This is a genomic window from Gardnerella sp. Marseille-Q9185 (assembly GCF_046508745.1).
In the GTDB taxonomy this organism is placed as follows: domain Bacteria; phylum Actinomycetota; class Actinomycetes; order Actinomycetales; family Bifidobacteriaceae; genus Bifidobacterium; species Bifidobacterium greenwoodii.
This window is the reverse complement of sequence record NZ_JBKFWK010000003.1, coordinates 22,720-40,114: the sequence shown is the minus strand read 5'-3', so window position 1 is coordinate 40,114 and position 17,395 is coordinate 22,720. Positions and strand designations below refer to the sequence as shown.

Genomic DNA, 17,395 nt, shown 5'->3' with positions numbered 1-17,395 from the left:
ATTATTATATATGTTTTGGTGCATTTAATCACATAATTATACATATTTTAGTGTTTTTTATCACATAATTCTACGCATTGAGTAACACTCAGCATGAAATAAAACGATCAATAAAATTTCTACTAAATCGCGTATACGCCTATGTTAATTTACCGCGGACGAGTTATGGCTACCTCGCGAGCGCGGTCTGCTAATTCGTCTAGTTTCGCAAGCTCCGTGCGTTGAGAATCAGTCTGCTTTGGCGCAAATTCACCGTAACGATTTTGTGCAGCCGTAAGAATTAAAAAGTCAGCCAGACGCGGATTTTTCGGCAAAACTGAGCCGTGCATATACGTTCCAATAACATTGTATTTGCGCGCTCCTTCCGTGTGATCTTTGCCATTATTACCGCAATTTTCACTATCAACCGAGCCAAGTGGCTGCGTTCCATCTTGCAAGCTTGTGCGTCCAGAATGGTTCTCGTAGCCCACAATATCGCCAAAATCGGCGCTATGCTCTACTAGATTTCCAATCATGCGCACATCTTGACCAACGGTATGCTCGCCAAGTATTCCAATTCCTTTAAGCTTTTGACCCTCAACGGTTTCAAAATACTCTCCAAAAAGCTGGTAAAGTCCGCAAATCATAAGCATTGGAACGCCATTTTCTGCAAGCTCACGAATCGCGTCTGCGCGCGCAAATAAATCTTCAGTAACTCTGCTTTGCCCATGATCTTGACCGCCGCCGCCAAGAATCATATCCACACGCTCTGGCCAATCGTCGCCAACGTTGTACTCGTGGAGCACGGGATTGTAACCGTATAATTCCGCTCGGCGCATAATCGTAAGCACATTGCCGTAGTCGCCGTAAATATTCATGTCTTTTGGATATAGCGACACAATATCTAGCACGCGATTTTCTTCACAAGTAGCATTTGCTTTACTAATATCACTGGAACCATTCATGACTATTACTTTCCGACTCCAACGTCTTTAACTTCCGCAAGTTGCGCTAAAGCCGCGCGCACGCGAAGCATGGCAGTATACGTGCAATATATACGCTTGGCGGTTTTAGCATTGCCACTAAAATCGCCGTTTACGAAAGATTTAACGTCTTCTTCCAAATCCGTATTCACATTGCGAGATGAGACCTTATCATATTGCAGACGCAAAGCCATATCCCACGCTCGAGTTCCAGAAACGCACGAAACTCCCGCGCTTCTAAAGCTTGCAAAATCAACGTCCCACAGCCAGCTCATGTCTCTACCGTCAGCGTATTCGTCGCAAATTGCAATCATGGTATCGTGATTTTGCGGATGATCCGAAGCAATCGCAAGCCTAAAACCAATAGGATTCTTCACTAAAACAAGTTCAACAGGAGCGCCATTAACTTCAATTACTTCGCCTCTACCAAAAGCAGGAGTTACGTGCGAAATCGCTTCCATAAGCGCATCGTCGTCGAATTTTTGCAGCGCAGAATTTTGTTTTGCAGCATCCGCTAAGATAGCGCGAACTACTGTTGCTGCAGCAGCAGCGTTGAAAATATTGTAAGCGCCGTCAAGTTTTACAGATGTGGTTTTACGCTTGCCATCAAGTATAAACTCAGCCTCATGGTCTCCAACTTTTGAAAGCACAACGTCTGCTTTAGGAAGATTGTTAGCCTTGCTTTCTGCAGCATCTTCGCAATTTTCGCTTTTTTCGGAACTATTGTGCAAATCATCATCCGTCGGGAACATGCTTTTTACAGCATCATCTAAACCAAAATATTGCACGCGAGCGCCGGAAGGAACAAAGCTTGCGAGCGCACAAATACGTGGATCCTCACGGTTTAGCACTACTGTTCCTTCGGTTGTGGCAGCTACGTTGCTTAATAGTTTTGCAGTTGTATCTATTTCGCCGAATCGGTCGAGCTGGTCTCGCATAACGTTTAGCAATAAAGAGTAGCGTGGCTTGATTTGATTTACAAAATGCACTGCATACGCTTCATCTAGCTCTAAAACTGCAATATCAGCGTCTAGCTTTGTACCAAAAGCAGGCATTGTTTTTGCAAGAGCTGCCACTACTCCTCTAGTAAAGTTTGAACCGGTTGGATTAGTAAATACGTTAAGCCCCGCCTCGCGCAGCATAGAAGTTACCATACGCGTTGTGGTAGTTTTGCCATTGGTTCCAGAAACAAGCACTATTCCGTATGGCAATGTGGAAAGAGTACGCGCTAAAAAGCCTGAATCGAGGCTCTCAATAACTTTACCAGGCAATGCGCTTCCACCATGATGAAGCAGCCTAGAAAGCGCGCAAACAAGTTTACCAACAGCAGGCATGGCAAAGCTGTACCAATGCTTATGCAAATCTTTGTGAAACTTTTTACGCGATTCATGGTCGCCGCTTGACATACTAAATCACACTCCCGCCTGCTGGTAATCTTGCGGCATATCCATGAACTTGGAAGTTGCACCCAAGAAGGCAAGATTAAACGTGTCAGTAGGACCATTACGATGCTTTGCCATAATAATATCGGCTTCGCCCGGGCGATCTTCCTTATTGTAAAAATCAGGGCGATGCACTAGGAACACAACGTCAGCATCCTGCTCAATAGAACCAGATTCACGCAAATCTGAAAGCTGCGGCTTTTTGTCGTTTCGCATTTCCGGTCCACGATTAAGCTGGCTCAAAGCCACAACTGGCACTTCAAGCTCTTTAGCGAGAAGTTTTAGCGCACGCGAGAATTCCGAGACTTCCTGCTGACGACTTTCTACGCGCTTGCCGGAACTCATAAGCTGAAGGTAATCAATAACTACAAGTTTCAAATCATTCGTCTGCTTGAGCCTTCGGCATTTTGCACGAATTTCCATCAAACTCATATTTGGGCTGTCGTCAATAAAAAGCGGAGCATCCTGCATTTTTGTCCAGAAATTATTGAGAGTATTCCAACGATCTGGAGTAATATCTTCCGCTCTTCGCATAGCAGCGAGTGGGATATTAGTCTCTGCAGCAATAATGCGCTGAGCCAATTCCACTTTGCTCATTTCTAGAGAGAACACAATAGATGTCATATTGTGGTGCAGTGCAGCCGAACGAGCAAAATCAATGCCAAGTGTTGACTTACCCATAGCCGGACGACCAGCAACAACAATCATTTGACCAGGCTGCAAACCCTGCGTAACTTCGTCAATATCTCTAAATCCAGTCGGCACACCTTGTTCAAGTTCGTGATTTTGCATTTTATCTAACTGATCAAGAGTATTTTGCAAAACTGGACCAATGGCAACGTAATCTTGACGCACTTTGCCTGCACTCATCTCATACACTTCTGATTGCGCAAGATTTACAATATCTTCTGCCTGAGCCCCGGATGCAGAATAGCCCATTTGCGCAATTTTTGTTCCAGCAGTAATAACGTTACGAAGAACAGCATTTTGGTGCACAATATCTGCGTAGTACATTGCGTTTGCGGCCGTTGGCACAGAAGCTACTAGGCTGTGCAAATAGTCAGCTCCGCCAACTTTATCGAGATTGCCATCCTTCATTAATTCGTTAGCTACAAGCACAACATCAACAGGCTGAGAGCCTGCAAAAAGCGTAAGAATAGCATCGTAAATAGTTTGATGCTGAGGCTGATAAAAATCTGCTGTTTCTAGCACTTGCGATACTTCACCGATAGCATCTTTGCTCATAAGCATTCCGCCAAGCACTGCCATTTCGGCGTCAACATCGTGCGGAGGCACACGATCAAACAGTGTAGTACCGCTTGTTCCTTCAGCGTTACGAGTAGCTCCAGAACCATATATCGGTGCGCCAACATTGCCGCCACGATTGCTTCCTGCGCGACCAGTATTGCCATTAGTAGACTGCCACATATCATTATCTGCCATAAAAACGAGTATAAACGCGCGCACGTATTTAAGAACAAAAACTTCAAAATATTTGCGCAAGTAATATTACAAAATATTTATAGTTTTAGTGCAGCATTCATCCACAAATCGTTTCTAATGCGCAAACTATTTCCCAGCGCACGACCGCCAATATACACTGAATTTAGCACAATCCACAATGTGATTGTTCTTATTACATCGTTCGCGTTAAAAGCAACGTCAAAACAGCTTGTACAAATAAGTACGCCTAAATACACAACTGCCGTAGCTGAGCATGATTTTGCTAAGTAAGAATGATCACCAGCTCCGATCAATACTCCATCTAGCGCCCACATCCATCCAGCAAGAGGCAAGAACAAGCCAAGAATTGTCATGCCTACAGAAATTAAAAGCTGAATATCTGCGCGCGGACTAAACAGTGACGAACAGCTCCACCCCACTAAAATCATGAATAAACCGACTCCTAAGCTGCTTACAGCACCAACTTGAGCACAAATACGTGTAATAATTCCAGCACGTTTACGTAGGCCTGCTCCTAGCACTGAGGCAACAATAGTTTGTGCCGCAATACCAATAGCATCGAGAATATTCATAACAAAATTCCAGCAAGAATTAGCAACTTGATACGCAGCAAGCGTATTTGTACCAAGACGAGTTGCAGCAACAACCGTAGCAACCATGCACACGCGCAATGCAAGTGTTCGCACGAATAGTGGTATGCCAGTTCCTGCAGAATGTAAAATATGTTGAAAATGAGGTTTAAGACGTGCTCCACTTTGCATAGCCCAAATAACAGCTGGAATACTGAGCACAAGCCCCATATACCATTGAGCAATCATTGTTGCAATTCCAGAGCCGGCAATTCCCATGTTTAACCCAAAAACTGCAATCACATCGAGAATAGTATTAAGCACAGCGCCACTAGCAGCAGCAAATAAAGTTATACGGACTTTTCTAAGCCCTCGAAATATTCCGTTTGCAGCATACACAAGAAGCATTGCTGGAAGGCCTGGCATAACCATTTGAGTGTACACAATAGCATTTTGCAACGTAGAGCCACGCGCGCCTATTGCGTAACATAGCGGCTCAGCGGCGAAAATAAGAAATGCTGTAAGAATTACACCAAGAAATAATGCAAGCCACAAGCCGTCCATTCCAACACTAAAACCTTCTCGATGTTTCCCCGCGCCTAAAAGACGAGCAACTTGAGAAGTTGTGTTGTATGCCAAAAATAAGCAAAGACCTGCAACGGTAAGAAGTACTGTTGAGCCAATAGAAAGTCCAGCCAACGCGTTTTTGCCAATATGACCAATAATAGCAGTGTCAATAAGTACGAACGCAGGTTCAGATATAAGCTGTCCAAAAGTTGGTACAGCAAGTATCCAAATATTGCGAAGTACCTCTTTTTTATTCTGATTATCCAACTCTTGATTCGTCATAATGCTTCATTTCACTGCTATCTAGCGAATCGCAGCAAATGCAATATTGTGCAAATACTACATAAAAATATTCGCGATTGAGCTAACACAAATATGAGTAAAGTGCAAATAAAAATATGATTCCGTAAAGTTATTCGCAATATATCCACATTGTTATCCCCAACATGTGGATAATTTTGTAAGATGTCCACTTAGACACGCCTTAAATGTGGATAACTTATCTTTTTATCCACATTTAATAATTCGTGCGTGTCTTACGGAATCTATTTTTCCAGCTTTACTTACCGTTATCTTCGCGAGATTTACTAGATTTTTTATTGTTTTTATTAGATTCGTGTTCTTCTTCTAATGTTTTTTCGTCTAAATTAACTTCAGATTGACTCTTTTCGGATTCGCCATTAGTTTCAGAATCTGATTCCTTACCAGCTTCCAAAACTGTTTGCTTATCTGCACTAGTCGATTCAGACTCCAGAGAATTGTCATCAACTGCAATATCAACCGAAGTAAGAACGGCCATCTGAGTTTTACTTGACGCATCGTCAGACACTGCAACAACAGCACCTTCATGACTTTGAGCAATGGCAGAGAAATCATAAGCACGTTCGCCTTGATCGGCTAAATCAACGCCCTTACGTTCCTTAGCTTCAGAAATACGCCATCCAAAAAGCTTTTCGAGAGCAAAAGCAACAATAGCTGTTACAGCACCAGAGTAAAGCACTACAATTCCGATTAAGCAAAGTTGCGCAACAAGCTGATGCCAATCTCCAACAGAAAGCAAACCAGAACCATCTGCAAAAAGTCCAACGGAAATTACACCAATAAGAGCTGCAACACCATTTACACTTACAACATGCAAAGCTCCGTCATAACGTGCAAAAGTGCGAGAATGAGTCACAAGTGAAGTAATAACGCCAGAAAGCACACCCAAAACCAAAGCCCACAGCGGCGCAATAACGTCTGCTGCAGCTGCGCTAGCAGATAAACCTGCCATAACGCCGGACGCAGCACCCAACGCCGAGAAGCATCCAGAACGCAAACGTTCGGTCACACCCCAAGCCAACATTGATGCAGATGCGGTTATTGTGGAACTTACCCAAGCATAACCAGCAACACCTGGAACACCGGCGGAAGAGCCAATCATTAAGCCAAGCCATCCGAACCAAATCAAGAAAATTCCAAGCATAACAAATGGGACATTATGCGGATGACGAACAGAACCATTTTCAACAGATGACTGAGAAGAAGTTTCAGCAACTTCAGCCACAGTAGCTACTGAAGAAACAACAGATTCGGTAGAAGAATTATCCTGAGCCTTTGCAACATCAGCCCACAACGCTCGAGATAAACGGCTCTTTGCATTACGAGAATTAGTTTTAGCAGATGCCGAGCCAGCTCCTGTTCCAGCATGAGCAACATTTTTAATATGCAATACCAAACGCTTCAATGGGAAATGAGCATGTCCGCCAATAATCATAACAATTGCAAAAGCTGAAACTGCAGCAGCAATATGTAGTAAAGATCCGCCTGCAAAATCATGCACTTGAATGCCCAAAGCTTGCGAGATAGCTCCATTAGGAGACAGCAATCCGCCGCCACAAACCATATGAGCAAGCGGAGCAAATACTAAAGTAACCCAAACAGCCACGAAAATAAGCCAAATAGAATAGCGCACACGCCCAGCCAGTGCTCCCGTAATTAAAGCAACTGCAACAACTGCGCAAGCTAAACGGAATGCGGCAGGAATGCCTCCAGCTAATCCGGAATTAGCATCCATAGACGTAAATACACCATGGTCTGCAACCATAGAATCGCGGAATAGTAGACCGCTAAATGGGTCGCCAACAACTCCGCCAGCCATATCTTTACCAGCAAAAGCCAGTGACCATCCCCACAAAGTCCATACAAGCGTTGTAACAGCGATAGCGCCAGCGGATAACATCATCATATTTACCATAGAAGTAGCGCGTTCGCGGCCGCCATAAAATAGGGCAATACCCGGCGTGATAATAAACACCAATGCGCCGGCCAACAACGCCCACTGCGGATCCATTGTGGTCATTTTTCACCTCAATTATTTCAAACAGTGCAAGGAATAACCATTGCAGCTGATACATCACTTTCTACCTATTGTAGTCGGAAATTCAAATATATCTTATGCCAACAAACCTTCAACAAAACTTTGCGGATCAAATTGGATTAAATCATCCGGCCCTTCTCCTAATCCAACAAGTTTTACAGGAACACCAAGTTCTTTTTGAACTGCAACAACAATTCCACCTTTAGCAGAACCATCAAGCTTTGTAAGCACAACTCCAGTAATGCCAATCGCTTCAGCAAATATTTTTGCTTGAGCCATTCCATTTTGCCCAGTAGTAGCATCCAGCACAAGCAGTACTTCATCTACCGGCATAGTTTTTTCTACTACCCTACGAATTTTCCCAAGCTCATCCATTAAATTCGCTTTATTTTGTAAACGTCCAGCAGTATCAATAATAAGAACATCAGTTTTATTTTCTTTAGCTTTTTGTGCGGCTGTAAAAGCTACGGACGCAGGATCAGCACCATCTTTATCTGCGCGAACAACTGGCACATTTACTTCAGATGCCCAAGTTTCAAGCTGATCCGCTGCTGCTGCTCTGAATGTATCTGCAGCAGCCATCATTACAGATTGCTTTTGAGCAACAAATAGTCTTGCTAGCTTGCCTGCAGTTGTTGTTTTTCCAGTTCCGTTTACGCCAACCATCATAATAACGCCTGGATGATGCGCATCAGGCTTATTTTCGTTCAAACGACGATCAGTATTTTCACCAACCAGTTCCAAAAGTTTTGCACGCAAAGCCTCACGCACATCTTCTGCACTAGAAGTTCCAGAAATACGAGCATCTTGGCGCAAAGAATCAACTAATTCCTCACTAGCTTTTGCGCCAACATCAGCCATCAATAAAGTATCTTCTACATCTTCCCAGTCTTCCTTAGACAGATGGTCTTTGCTTATGATATTGAAAAGTGTGAGACCGAATGGATTTGCGCTATTAGATAAACGTTTTCGAAGGCGCTGTAAACGAGAAGTTGTTGATTCTGGAATCTTAGATTCGTTCTTGCCTACTTCAACTGAATCATCAACACTTGCTGGAATTTCAGGGCCTCGACTATGGCTGCAAATTCGCAAGATTACTGCAACAGCCACTAGCAACACAGCAATAACTATGGTCGCCACCACAAACCAGATCACCATATTCATATCTAAAACCATGTTCATGAAATTAAGCCTATGAAAATCAAGGGACACTAGCAATAGATTTCACTATTTTTTCTCATCTTCGTCACACTTTAAAATCTAACTACCACAACACAATAGATTCCATTACACTGATAAAAGCAATATATTGCGCAAAAATAAGCAATCTAAATGTTCTAATAATAATTAGTGCTGATTAGAAATAATTAGTAGTTTTAAGGAGATTTTATGGCAGATAAATCTATAGAAGTATATGGTGCTAATTGGTGCGGCGATTGCATAAGAGCAAAAGCTGCACTTAACAAGTACGGCGTAGATTTTATTTGGCACGATATAGAAACTGAAGAAGGCGCTGCCGAAAAAGCCGTAGAGATTAGTGGTCAAAAGCATATTCCGGTAGTTACTTTTGCCGACAATACTTTTATGGTTGAGCCATCCGCTACACAAATTAAGTCAAAGCTGGAAACATTAGGAATACTGCAATAATTTGTTTATAACACGCACAACAGTACACTAGTTTCACTTCGTCTCTTGAATGTAGTATACTGGGCGTTTGTTGCCCCTTTAGCTCAATTGGCAGAGCAGAGTCCTTTTAAGTCTTGGGTTGTGGGTTCGAGTCCCACAGGGGGCACTTTTTTATACCCAAATTTAGACTTATGCTTTAATGCGCTACTTAATAGAACAGTAATTATATTAAAAAATCAACTTGCCCAAACGCTTGCGTCTTGATCATCTTCGTCAATATTAGCGCCAGAATTATTTGCTTGCGAGTAAGTAGATTCATCATCTACTACTCCAGAATCAGCATCCGCATTAATTGCAGCAAGCACGCGTTTGTCCATTTTGTACTGAGGAAGCACATTTTTAATATAGCTTGTCACAGCATCTTGCATAGCAACGTCGTGACCAACTTTTTCTGCCATAAACCAACGATGATCCAAAACCTCATGGAAGAACTGCGCTGGTTCAATTTGCGAACGAAACTCAGGAGGAATCATACGAACTGTTGGCTCGAAAATTTCACGCATCCAATCAGTCGCGACGATTTCAAGCTCTTCACCTTGACGCCATGTAGAAGTGCGGTATGCATCCAAATCGTTTAACAACCTTCGAGCCTGATTTTCTTGCACGTCCAAGCCTGTCAAACGTAGCAACTTGCGCGAAGCATAACCAGCATCCACAACTCGAGGACGAACAAGCACTCTGCGACCATCCTCGGAAGTTTTCATTTCTAACTCGTCAACGTCAAATCCCAATTCATTAAGACGATTAACGCGGCGCTCAATTCGCCACATCTCATCAGGACTGAACTTATCGACGTCTGTAAGCGTGCTCCAAAGTGAATGATAGCGATCCACCAAACGATTGCCTATGCTAATTTCATCTACTTCCGTAGGCAAAAGCTGACCGGAACTCAAATCCATAAGCTCGCCAATAATATTGGTTCTAGCTAAATCAATATCGTATTCTCTCTGTCCTTCTGTTAAACTTCCGTGCAAATCACCAGTTTCTGCGTCAACCAGGAATGCGGAAAACGCATCAGCATCTCGCAAAAATAGTACGTTAGAAAGTGAAACATCGCCCCAATAGAAGCCAGAAAGATGCAGGCGCACCATCAGCACAGCCAAAGCATCAATAAGTCGTTCAGCCGTGTCTGGTCGCAATGTGCGAGCAAATAAAGCACGATACGGCAGAGAGAATTTCAAATGCTTCGTCACAAGTATTGCTTCAAGCATTTCGCCATTAGCGTCTCTGCGGCCTGCAACAACTGCTATAGGCGTTACAGTCGGCAACTCAAGCTTGCGCAATCTACGCAAAAGTTCGTATTCTCGTTCTGCAACTTGACGAGTGATTTCCTTCATGGCATAAACTTCATCGCCAACATGAACAAAACGCACAATATGTCGAGAAATACCACGAGGAAGGTTTACAAACAAATCAGCCGGCCATTGAGAAAGTGGCAGCTCCCATGGCAACGTAAACATCTTAGGATTTGAACTAGCTGCAGTAATCTTAAGCGCAGTAGGCTCCTGAGACAACGCACTCTCGTCCTGTGCAGATACAGAAGTTGCCTGCACAGCACGCGGATCCAATTGAGGAGCGTCATTCCATTCCATAGTTTCCATTTACCAATCAAGCTCGTGCCAACAATACAATCTGCAATAACTATTAATCGCAAATCAACCACTGGCTAATTATTGATAACAACTATACATAATAAAGCATGTTCAGTAATGTACAAACTTTTGCTTGCTTTTATTTTGTTTTAAATTCTGTTTTTGCTTTTATTTTTCTGCAAGTTTTTACCGATTTTTACCGATTTTGCTGGCAAAAACGGGGTTCGCTTTCATTGCGAACCCCGCCATACCTTTATACCGAAAGTTTGCTTATTTTGCTTTTGTAAAGCAAACCTACGCTTTTAGTTCAAACGCAGCTCAGTAGAAGGTGCAAACAGATGCATCTTAGATGGATCAATCTTAATCTTGACAGTATCGCCAACCTTCGGCAAAGCACGTGGATTCACGCGGATTGTCGTAAGCTTGTTCTGATCAGACATCATAGTAGATGCCTCTTCAGGAGAACCATCAGTTATGATATTGCCGTAGATGTAACCATCAGAACCGAGATCTTCTACGTTCATAACCTTCAAGGAGAACGCATTTGGATCATCGAAAGTTGCCAAGCTTGCATCTTCTGGACGGAAGCCAACAATAATCTGTCCGCAATCTTCTACAGTGAGCTTATCAACAGCTTCGCTTGGAAGAACAATAGAATCCTCACCAATCTGAGCACGTCCATTAACCACTGGATGCTGGTTAATGTTCATAGATGGAGAACCAATGAAGCCTGCAACGAACACGTTTGCTGGGCGATCATAAAGCTCGGTTGGAGCACCAACCTGCTGCAAAACGCCAAGCTTAATAACGGCAATACGATCACCCATTGTCAAAGCCTCAGTCTGATCGTGGGTCACGTACAGAGTAGTAACACCAAGCTGACGCTGCAAGGCAGCAATCTGCGTACGAGTCTGCACGCGGAGCTTAGCATCGAGGTTCGAAAGAGGCTCATCCATAAGGAAGACTTTTGGTTCACGCACAATTGCGCGGCCCATAGCAACGCGCTGACGCTGGCCACCAGACAAAGCCTTTGGCTTACGATCCAAATACTCTGTCAAATCCAAAACTTCAGCTGCTTTTTCAACACGCTTGCGGATTTCTTCCTTAGGAACACCAGCAATCTTCAAAGCAAAGCCCATGTTGTCTGCAACTGTCATATGTGGATACAACGCGTAGTTCTGGAAGACCATTGCAATATCGCGATCCTTTGGCTGCATTGTAGTAACATCTTGACCGCCAATGAGGATACGTCCTTTGTTAACCTCTTCAAGGCCTGCCAACATGCGCAAAGTAGTAGACTTACCGCAACCAGATGGACCAACAAGTACGAGGAACTCGCCATCTCTAATAGTCATGCACAAATCGTCAACCGAAGGCTTATCGTTGCCCGGGTATATACGAGTCACATGATCAAATACAACTTCTGCCATGATATGTCCTTTCATCGGCAGGTACGTGCCGAACGATCCGTAGTGAAGGGTGTGCACTCATGACCCCAATTCCTACATCGGCGGGTATCAATCGTCCACAGTTTACTTACCTGGTCCATTGAAGGTTTCTCTTCGTTGAGCCAAGCCTTAATATACCATGTTTATCTTAGAAAAACAGTAAAAAATCAGTATTTTCCAAAGCTTCGGCGTGTCGAGTGCGTAGAAAGTTATTACTAAATATCTAAACAATAGTTAGTTTTCGCAATAAAAAATACGAAATTATGTAATCGTTTGTTTATATTAAAAAGAAATGTTAAAAAGAAAACGGACGTCAAGCATAAGCCTAGCGTCCGTTTTAGTTAAATATTTTATGTAACTACAAGTCAATAGGAGAATCAGTGCTTGAAACTTTAGGCATCTGACCTGCAACTCCAACTTGCTTCTTATCCAAGCCAATACAATGCAGCAAAGCATCAAGAGTGTGCATATTCTTGCTACTAGCAGCATTAATATCTAGCAACTTTCCATTGATAGTTACGGTTGGTGTTGTCATCGAACCTTTGTTAGAGCCAGAAACGTTTAACAGCTCCATAAAATCAGGAGTATATTTGTTAATCAAATTCTGCCACTCTACGTATTGGAGATCAAAAGCCTTACTAGCAACAGAATCATTTACCCCAGCTTTTTTAGCTTGTTCAATCAACTTTTCGTTGCTTACAGGCTTATAATCATCACCCTCTTCTGGCTGGAAGTCTTTTGCAAAGATGTTATTAATAAATTGCAACAAATGCTCTGGATCGCTGTCATTATTAGCAATGTAGGCAATAGCGCCAGATACACGAGTTGAATATTTATCAGTAGAAATCTTATCCAAGAATGACATTGGGTGTATTTCCAAATTAATTTGGCCTGCGCGAACCATTGCAGCCAACACTCTATCTGCTTCGCGATTAAAGTTTCCACATCCAGGGCATAAAGGATCAAAATAAGTTGCAACCGTTGGAGCCTTAGCAACAGGCTTGTTGTAGCCAAGTTTGCTTATAAGAATTCCGCCCTTAGAATTGACAACTTCCGGCTTATATTTAGCACCAAGTTTCTTTAGTTGATTTTTAGCTTTATTAGAACGCTCAATTTGCGTTCTTTCAATATTGGCTTGAGGCGACTGGTAAAAAGCTTGATAAGCTGTAATGCCAACTGCAGCTACCATAGCCATAACAATCAGCACTACAACAATTCCAATAATTGTTTGCTGACGACGCTCACGAGCTTCACGCAGTGCACGCTCACGCTTCTCAATGTTTTTTTCCAGACGAGTAGAAGATGAATTCCCCTGCTGATTGTCCTGTATCTGAATTTTAGGCATTTCTATCCTTCAAACCCTTTATTTTGCAAACTAAGCCTTAGTCCTAGCGCATGTTTGTAAATAAAACAACAACTTCACTATAGTCTAATAGATGCCATCAACGGAAACGTAAAAATGAACCAAGACCTATGCGAAACATGTCAGTACCCTTAAAAATGGCAAGAATAATCCACGCAATAACGAAACCTATGGCATATCCAGCAGAAGTATACGAAAGAATAGTCGGCAAATAAGTTGGAAAAATAATACGAATTGACAAAATATTAAAAGCCATAAATTCTGTAGAGCTGCTAAACAGTAGTGGATACACACAAGCACCAATAACAGCACAAATCAAAATAATCACAATTCTTGGCAATGTATACGCAAGCCCACGAATAATATGCCACGGAAGAGCTGCAACTCTCATAAAAGTATCCCCGCGAGGAGAAACGCCATTATTAAGCTCTTTTCTACGCAATCGCGCGGAAATATTGTATCCAGCTGTTGAGCTAGCCCACATAATAAATATATTTAATACAACCGCAGATAAGAAATTCAAACAACAGATAACTGCACAAATAGACACAAATAGCAATAAAATCCAAGATCCGCGAGTTAAATAACCATACTTGCTAGTTTCTAAATCTTCATAAGGCTTATCTGCGGCATCATCAGCTTCTTCGTCAGAAGATTCATCATGCTCCACATAATGCTCTTCGTCACAGTCTTCATAAGTTTTATTATTATTTATTTCGTTAGAAGATTGTTCCATAACTGTAGTCGAGCCACTTTGAATAGTTGACGCAACAGTTTCTTCTTCACCAGCTGTTTCGCTAATTGTTTCACAAGTTGTTTCACGCCACATTTCGCGCATAGTTCCGCGTGTAGCGTCTCGATCAAAAGGGTGGTTATCTGGCCACGCTAAAGGATTTATTGAATCTTCACTAATTGCTCGCTCAAGAACAGCAGGGGAGCAGCGTTTTTCGCGATTAGGATCAAGGGCTTTCCTAAAGGCTTCCATAGTTTTTGCAGGTAGACCACTTAAATTCGCATTACCAGAAGCTGCACGCTCCAAAACAGCCATCAAAGGCTTTGTGCCAAAAACAGGTTTACCAGTTGCAGCAAATGCCAACACTGCCACAAGCGACCACCAGTCAGTAGACTCATCGGAATCTTTGCCCTCAATAATTTCTGGAGCAATAAATCCCGGAGTTCCCATTACTAACCCAGTACGCGTAACATGACTTTCACCTTCACCCATAGCAATACCAAAATCTACAAGAACAGGTCCATGAGCGGAAATCATAACATTCGTCGGCTTAATATCGCGATGTATAATCCCAGCTTCATGCACCGCTCTAACAGCTTCAATAAGCTTATGCGTTAATCTTTCCAAATCGTCAGCAACATATGGACCATTCTCTGCAACGTCTTCTCGAAGATTTTTACCCTCGATCAACTCCGTAACTATAAATGCTACTGAAGCGTCAAGTTCCATATCTACTATTGAACACACTCCAGGATGATGAATCCTCTGCAACGCTAAAGCTTCACGCTTTAAACGTAAACGTTCTCGCTCCTGCTCAGCATATTCTTTTTCGCTTTGATTAGCATTTATGCAAGCTCGTAATATTTTCATAGCATATTGATTGCCGCCATCGTCTTCAACACGCCAAACCGAGCCCATTGCACCGCCGCCAAGCCTAGAAATAAGCGTGTATCCACCTACATTATTCCCTGGCTGCAAATCGAACATGCTCATATCTTCCATACTGCATTATGTTAATGCCTTATATTGCCAAATGCGCAAATATGAACAATAAAAAACACGCCGTTCCTACATTCAACATCGCCGTAATTTTGTAATGACGTGGCATATGGTACACTAATCAATGTTCTGCTTAGCATTGCTTAATAGTTTGCATGGCAAAACATTCGCCTCCTTAGCTCAGATGGCCAGAGCGGCCGCCTTGTAAGCGGCAGGTCGCCGGTTCGATCCCGGCAGGAGGCTCCATATTATTTGCGTATTTTATTTATTTTTTAGTTGATTTTAATTCGCTATATTTCTGCAAGGTTACTTATAAATATTAGTAGCCCCGATATTATCTTTCGTTTCATTTATAATAACGGCAATAGTTTAAGTAACTACCAAAAGGGACTGGCGTATTTTTCACAATTAGTGCAAAAACATATCGTATGATATAAGAAACACCATTATTCCTTCGGTTGCATAATATTTATAACAAAACTTTTCGCGAGTAAGAACTCGGAAACCTTCCCCCAACTCAGGGTTTCCGGGGTGAGAGTGGAGCGTCCCCCAACCAGCTCCACCTCATAGGGGGCGGGAATATCCCCTTCTCTCCCGCCCCCATTTTATTTGTTATGCATTTTTAAAACCCAATGCAGAATAGAAGGTATAATAAAAGTTGGTCTTACAGTGAATGGAGTGATTACATGGCACGTCGATGGACACCTCGACGCCTGATTATAATGCGGCGCTCTCGTATTATTGCATGCGTCTTGTCTCTGTCTATTGCCGCAATAAGCATTTTTGCATTTACATCTCAGAAAGCAGTAGCTTTAGTTGTAAATGGCAAAGCAACCATTGTCAACACTTATGCCACAACTTCTGCTCGCCTACTACAAGAACAACATGTGCCTGTAAAAACGCACGATCAGGTTATATCTTCTTCCGGCGATATTCTTTCAAATCATGCTACCGTTACCGTGCGAAGCGCGTATCAGACTTCTATTACTGTAGACGGCGTTACTATACCATTTTGGACAGTTGCAACCAGCGTTGATCAGCTTATTGGATTCTTTAAAGCAAACGCTAAAAACGCTAAACGAATTACCGTAAATTTGCAAAATATTTACGATAAACTCACCTGCGGGTTAGCAATTAATAAAAAAGGCCCAATAACTGTTATTGCGGATGGAAAATCTCGGATTGCTCCGGACGGAAGCTTACCTGCAAGCGCTATTCTTGACGCGCAAGGAATTGTATTAGGAAAAGAAGATCGAGTTAGCGTTGAAGATGACGAAGGTAATACTGTTTTGCGTATTTCCAGAGTCACGCATGGTAAAGAAACTAGAACAGTTTCATTGCCTTTTGCTACACAAACCGTAATCGACCCTAAGCTTCCAGCAAATTCTCGCGTTGTGCAACAAGCTGGCGTTAATGGCGAGCGAGAAGACGTATATAACGTAACTTATGTTGACGGCAAAGCTGAAAGCTCTACTCTCGTTTCGCAAAATGTATTAAAGCCTGCTATTAATCAGGTTATTGCTGTTGGAAAAGCAGCTCCAATTCAGCCGAAGCCTGCCAACAAGCCAAAGCCTGCTGCAAAACCTGCGCCAAAGTCGGAGCCAAAGCAGGAACCAAAATCTGAATCTCAAGCATCTAAAACTAAGAATACAAATTCACAAAACCCGCAGCCTTCAAAACAAGGCCAGGAGCAATCACAAGTAAAACAGGGGAACGACGCACAAAAGTCTACACAAGAGGCTTCAGCGCAATCGCAGGAGAATCAACAAGCTCAATCACAAACGCAACCTGCTGCTCCGGAATCAAATCCTCCAGCTCCTGCTCCTGAGTCAAACCCAAATAGCCTTGTTCACGCTACACCAGAGCAGGCAAAGCTTTTTGCGCAAGGAGCTGCTGCACAAATGGGCTGGACTGGAAAACAGTGGGAAGACCTTGTTTGGCTTTGGAATAGGGAATCTGGATGGCGCTGGAATGCAGAAAATCCAAGCTCACACGCGTATGGCATTCCTCAAGCTCTTCCTGGAAATAAAATGAGCAGCGCAGGAGCTAATTGGCATGAAGATGCTGCAGTGCAGATTAGCTGGGGAATTAGCTACATAAAGGGAAGATACAAAGATCCTAGTGGTGCTGTAAGGCACTCGCACGAAGTTGGTTGGTACTAAAAACAACGGCGTGTTTTAACACACTTTTTCAACAGATTAATTGTTACGA

The 17,395-nt window shown here is 42.8% G+C and carries 12 protein-coding genes and 2 tRNA genes; 4 read left to right on the top strand and 10 right to left on the bottom strand.

The window, feature by feature from the left end; genetic code table 11:
* Positions 1–149 precede the first annotated feature (149 nt).
* From ACLD5M_RS03930 to ftsY, 6 genes are all read right to left on the bottom strand, one after another.
* Complete coding sequence (locus ACLD5M_RS03930; RefSeq protein ID WP_116794536.1) at positions 150–944, bottom strand: type 1 glutamine amidotransferase; 795 nt, start codon at positions 942–944, stop codon at positions 150–152.
* Between the two features lie 5 nt (positions 945–949).
* The gene (locus tag ACLD5M_RS03925) at positions 950–2,368 is read right to left on the bottom strand and encodes a MurT ligase domain-containing protein (protein ID WP_410314652.1); all 1,419 of its coding nucleotides are present in this window, start codon (positions 2,366–2,368) and stop codon (positions 950–952) included.
* 6 nt (positions 2,369–2,374) lie between these two features.
* Complete coding sequence (gene dnaB / locus ACLD5M_RS03920; protein WP_308582801.1) at positions 2,375–3,847, bottom strand: replicative DNA helicase; 1,473 nt, start codon at positions 3,845–3,847, stop codon at positions 2,375–2,377.
* A gap of 77 nt (positions 3,848–3,924) precedes the next feature.
* A complete protein-coding gene (locus tag ACLD5M_RS03915; RefSeq protein ID WP_410314651.1) occupies positions 3,925–5,286 on the bottom strand; it encodes an MATE family efflux transporter in 1,362 nt (453 codons plus the stop codon).
* 277 nt (positions 5,287–5,563) lie between these two features.
* Complete coding sequence (locus tag ACLD5M_RS03910) at positions 5,564–7,345, bottom strand: ammonium transporter (RefSeq protein WP_410314650.1); 1,782 nt, start codon at positions 7,343–7,345, stop codon at positions 5,564–5,566.
* A 93-nt stretch (positions 7,346–7,438) separates the two neighbouring features.
* Positions 7,439–8,545 (bottom strand): signal recognition particle-docking protein FtsY, encoded by a 1,107-nt coding sequence (gene ftsY, locus ACLD5M_RS03905; protein WP_410314649.1) that lies wholly within the window; start codon positions 8,543–8,545, stop codon positions 7,439–7,441.
* A 207-nt stretch (positions 8,546–8,752) separates the two neighbouring features.
* Between ftsY and ACLD5M_RS03900 the strand changes: the two genes are divergently transcribed.
* Together ACLD5M_RS03900 and ACLD5M_RS03895 are read left to right on the top strand one after the other, a co-directional pair.
* A complete protein-coding gene (locus ACLD5M_RS03900) occupies positions 8,753–9,010 on the top strand; it encodes a glutaredoxin domain-containing protein (protein ID WP_004126433.1) in 258 nt (85 codons plus the stop codon).
* A 72-nt stretch (positions 9,011–9,082) separates the two neighbouring features.
* Positions 9,083–9,155, top strand: a tRNA-Lys gene (locus ACLD5M_RS03895).
* A gap of 70 nt (positions 9,156–9,225) precedes the next feature.
* On the opposite strand, the gene ACLD5M_RS03890 is transcribed toward ACLD5M_RS03895, so the two are convergent.
* The 4 genes from ACLD5M_RS03890 to ACLD5M_RS03875 form a co-directional block, all read right to left on the bottom strand.
* Complete coding sequence (locus tag ACLD5M_RS03890) at positions 9,226–10,641, bottom strand: DUF4032 domain-containing protein (protein WP_032841644.1); 1,416 nt, start codon at positions 10,639–10,641, stop codon at positions 9,226–9,228.
* A 302-nt stretch (positions 10,642–10,943) separates the two neighbouring features.
* On the bottom strand, positions 10,944–12,071 hold the full coding sequence (locus tag ACLD5M_RS03885; RefSeq protein ID WP_004136571.1) for an ABC transporter ATP-binding protein: 1,128 nt from the start codon (positions 12,069–12,071) through the stop codon (positions 10,944–10,946).
* A 376-nt stretch (positions 12,072–12,447) separates the two neighbouring features.
* A complete protein-coding gene (locus ACLD5M_RS03880; RefSeq protein ID WP_410314648.1) occupies positions 12,448–13,434 on the bottom strand; it encodes a DsbA family protein in 987 nt (328 codons plus the stop codon).
* A gap of 97 nt (positions 13,435–13,531) precedes the next feature.
* Positions 13,532–15,187, bottom strand: coding sequence for a serine/threonine-protein kinase (locus ACLD5M_RS03875; protein WP_375169188.1), 1,656 nt, complete (start codon positions 15,185–15,187; stop codon positions 13,532–13,534).
* A 166-nt stretch (positions 15,188–15,353) separates the two neighbouring features.
* Between ACLD5M_RS03875 and ACLD5M_RS03870 the strand changes: the two genes are divergently transcribed.
* Positions 15,354–15,430, top strand: a tRNA-Thr gene (locus ACLD5M_RS03870).
* A gap of 440 nt (positions 15,431–15,870) precedes the next feature.
* Positions 15,871–17,346 carry a G5 domain-containing protein gene (locus ACLD5M_RS03865; protein WP_410314647.1) on the top strand — a complete coding sequence of 492 codons (1,476 nt, stop codon included), beginning with the start codon at positions 15,871–15,873 and terminating at the stop codon, positions 17,344–17,346.
* The last annotated feature ends 49 nt before the right edge of the window (positions 17,347–17,395 follow it).

Excerpts from the sequence above, each read along its gene's own strand:
- ACLD5M_RS03930 (WP_116794536.1), bottom strand. The coding sequence starts at position 944 with ATGAATGGTTCCAGTGATATTAGTAAAGCAAATGCTACTTGTGAAGAA.
- ACLD5M_RS03925 (WP_410314652.1), bottom strand. The coding sequence starts at position 2,368 with ATGTCAAGCGGCGACCATGAATCGCGTAAAAAGTTTCACAAAGATTTG.
- dnaB (WP_308582801.1), bottom strand. The coding sequence starts at position 3,847 with ATGGCAGATAATGATATGTGGCAGTCTACTAATGGCAATACTGGTCGC.
- ACLD5M_RS03915 (WP_410314651.1), bottom strand. The coding sequence starts at position 5,286 with ATGACGAATCAAGAGTTGGATAATCAGAATAAAAAAGAGGTACTTCGC.
- ACLD5M_RS03910 (WP_410314650.1), bottom strand. The coding sequence starts at position 7,345 with ATGACCACAATGGATCCGCAGTGGGCGTTGTTGGCCGGCGCATTGGTG.
- ftsY (WP_410314649.1), bottom strand. The coding sequence starts at position 8,545 with ATGAACATGGTTTTAGATATGAATATGGTGATCTGGTTTGTGGTGGCG.
- ACLD5M_RS03900 (WP_004126433.1), top strand. The coding sequence starts at position 8,753 with ATGGCAGATAAATCTATAGAAGTATATGGTGCTAATTGGTGCGGCGAT.
- ACLD5M_RS03890 (WP_032841644.1), bottom strand. The coding sequence starts at position 10,641 with ATGGAATGGAATGACGCTCCTCAATTGGATCCGCGTGCTGTGCAGGCA.
- ACLD5M_RS03885 (WP_004136571.1), bottom strand. The coding sequence starts at position 12,071 with ATGGCAGAAGTTGTATTTGATCATGTGACTCGTATATACCCGGGCAAC.
- ACLD5M_RS03880 (WP_410314648.1), bottom strand. The coding sequence starts at position 13,434 with ATGCCTAAAATTCAGATACAGGACAATCAGCAGGGGAATTCATCTTCT.
- ACLD5M_RS03875 (WP_375169188.1), bottom strand. The coding sequence starts at position 15,187 with ATGGAAGATATGAGCATGTTCGATTTGCAGCCAGGGAATAATGTAGGT.
- ACLD5M_RS03865 (WP_410314647.1), top strand. The coding sequence starts at position 15,871 with ATGGCACGTCGATGGACACCTCGACGCCTGATTATAATGCGGCGCTCT.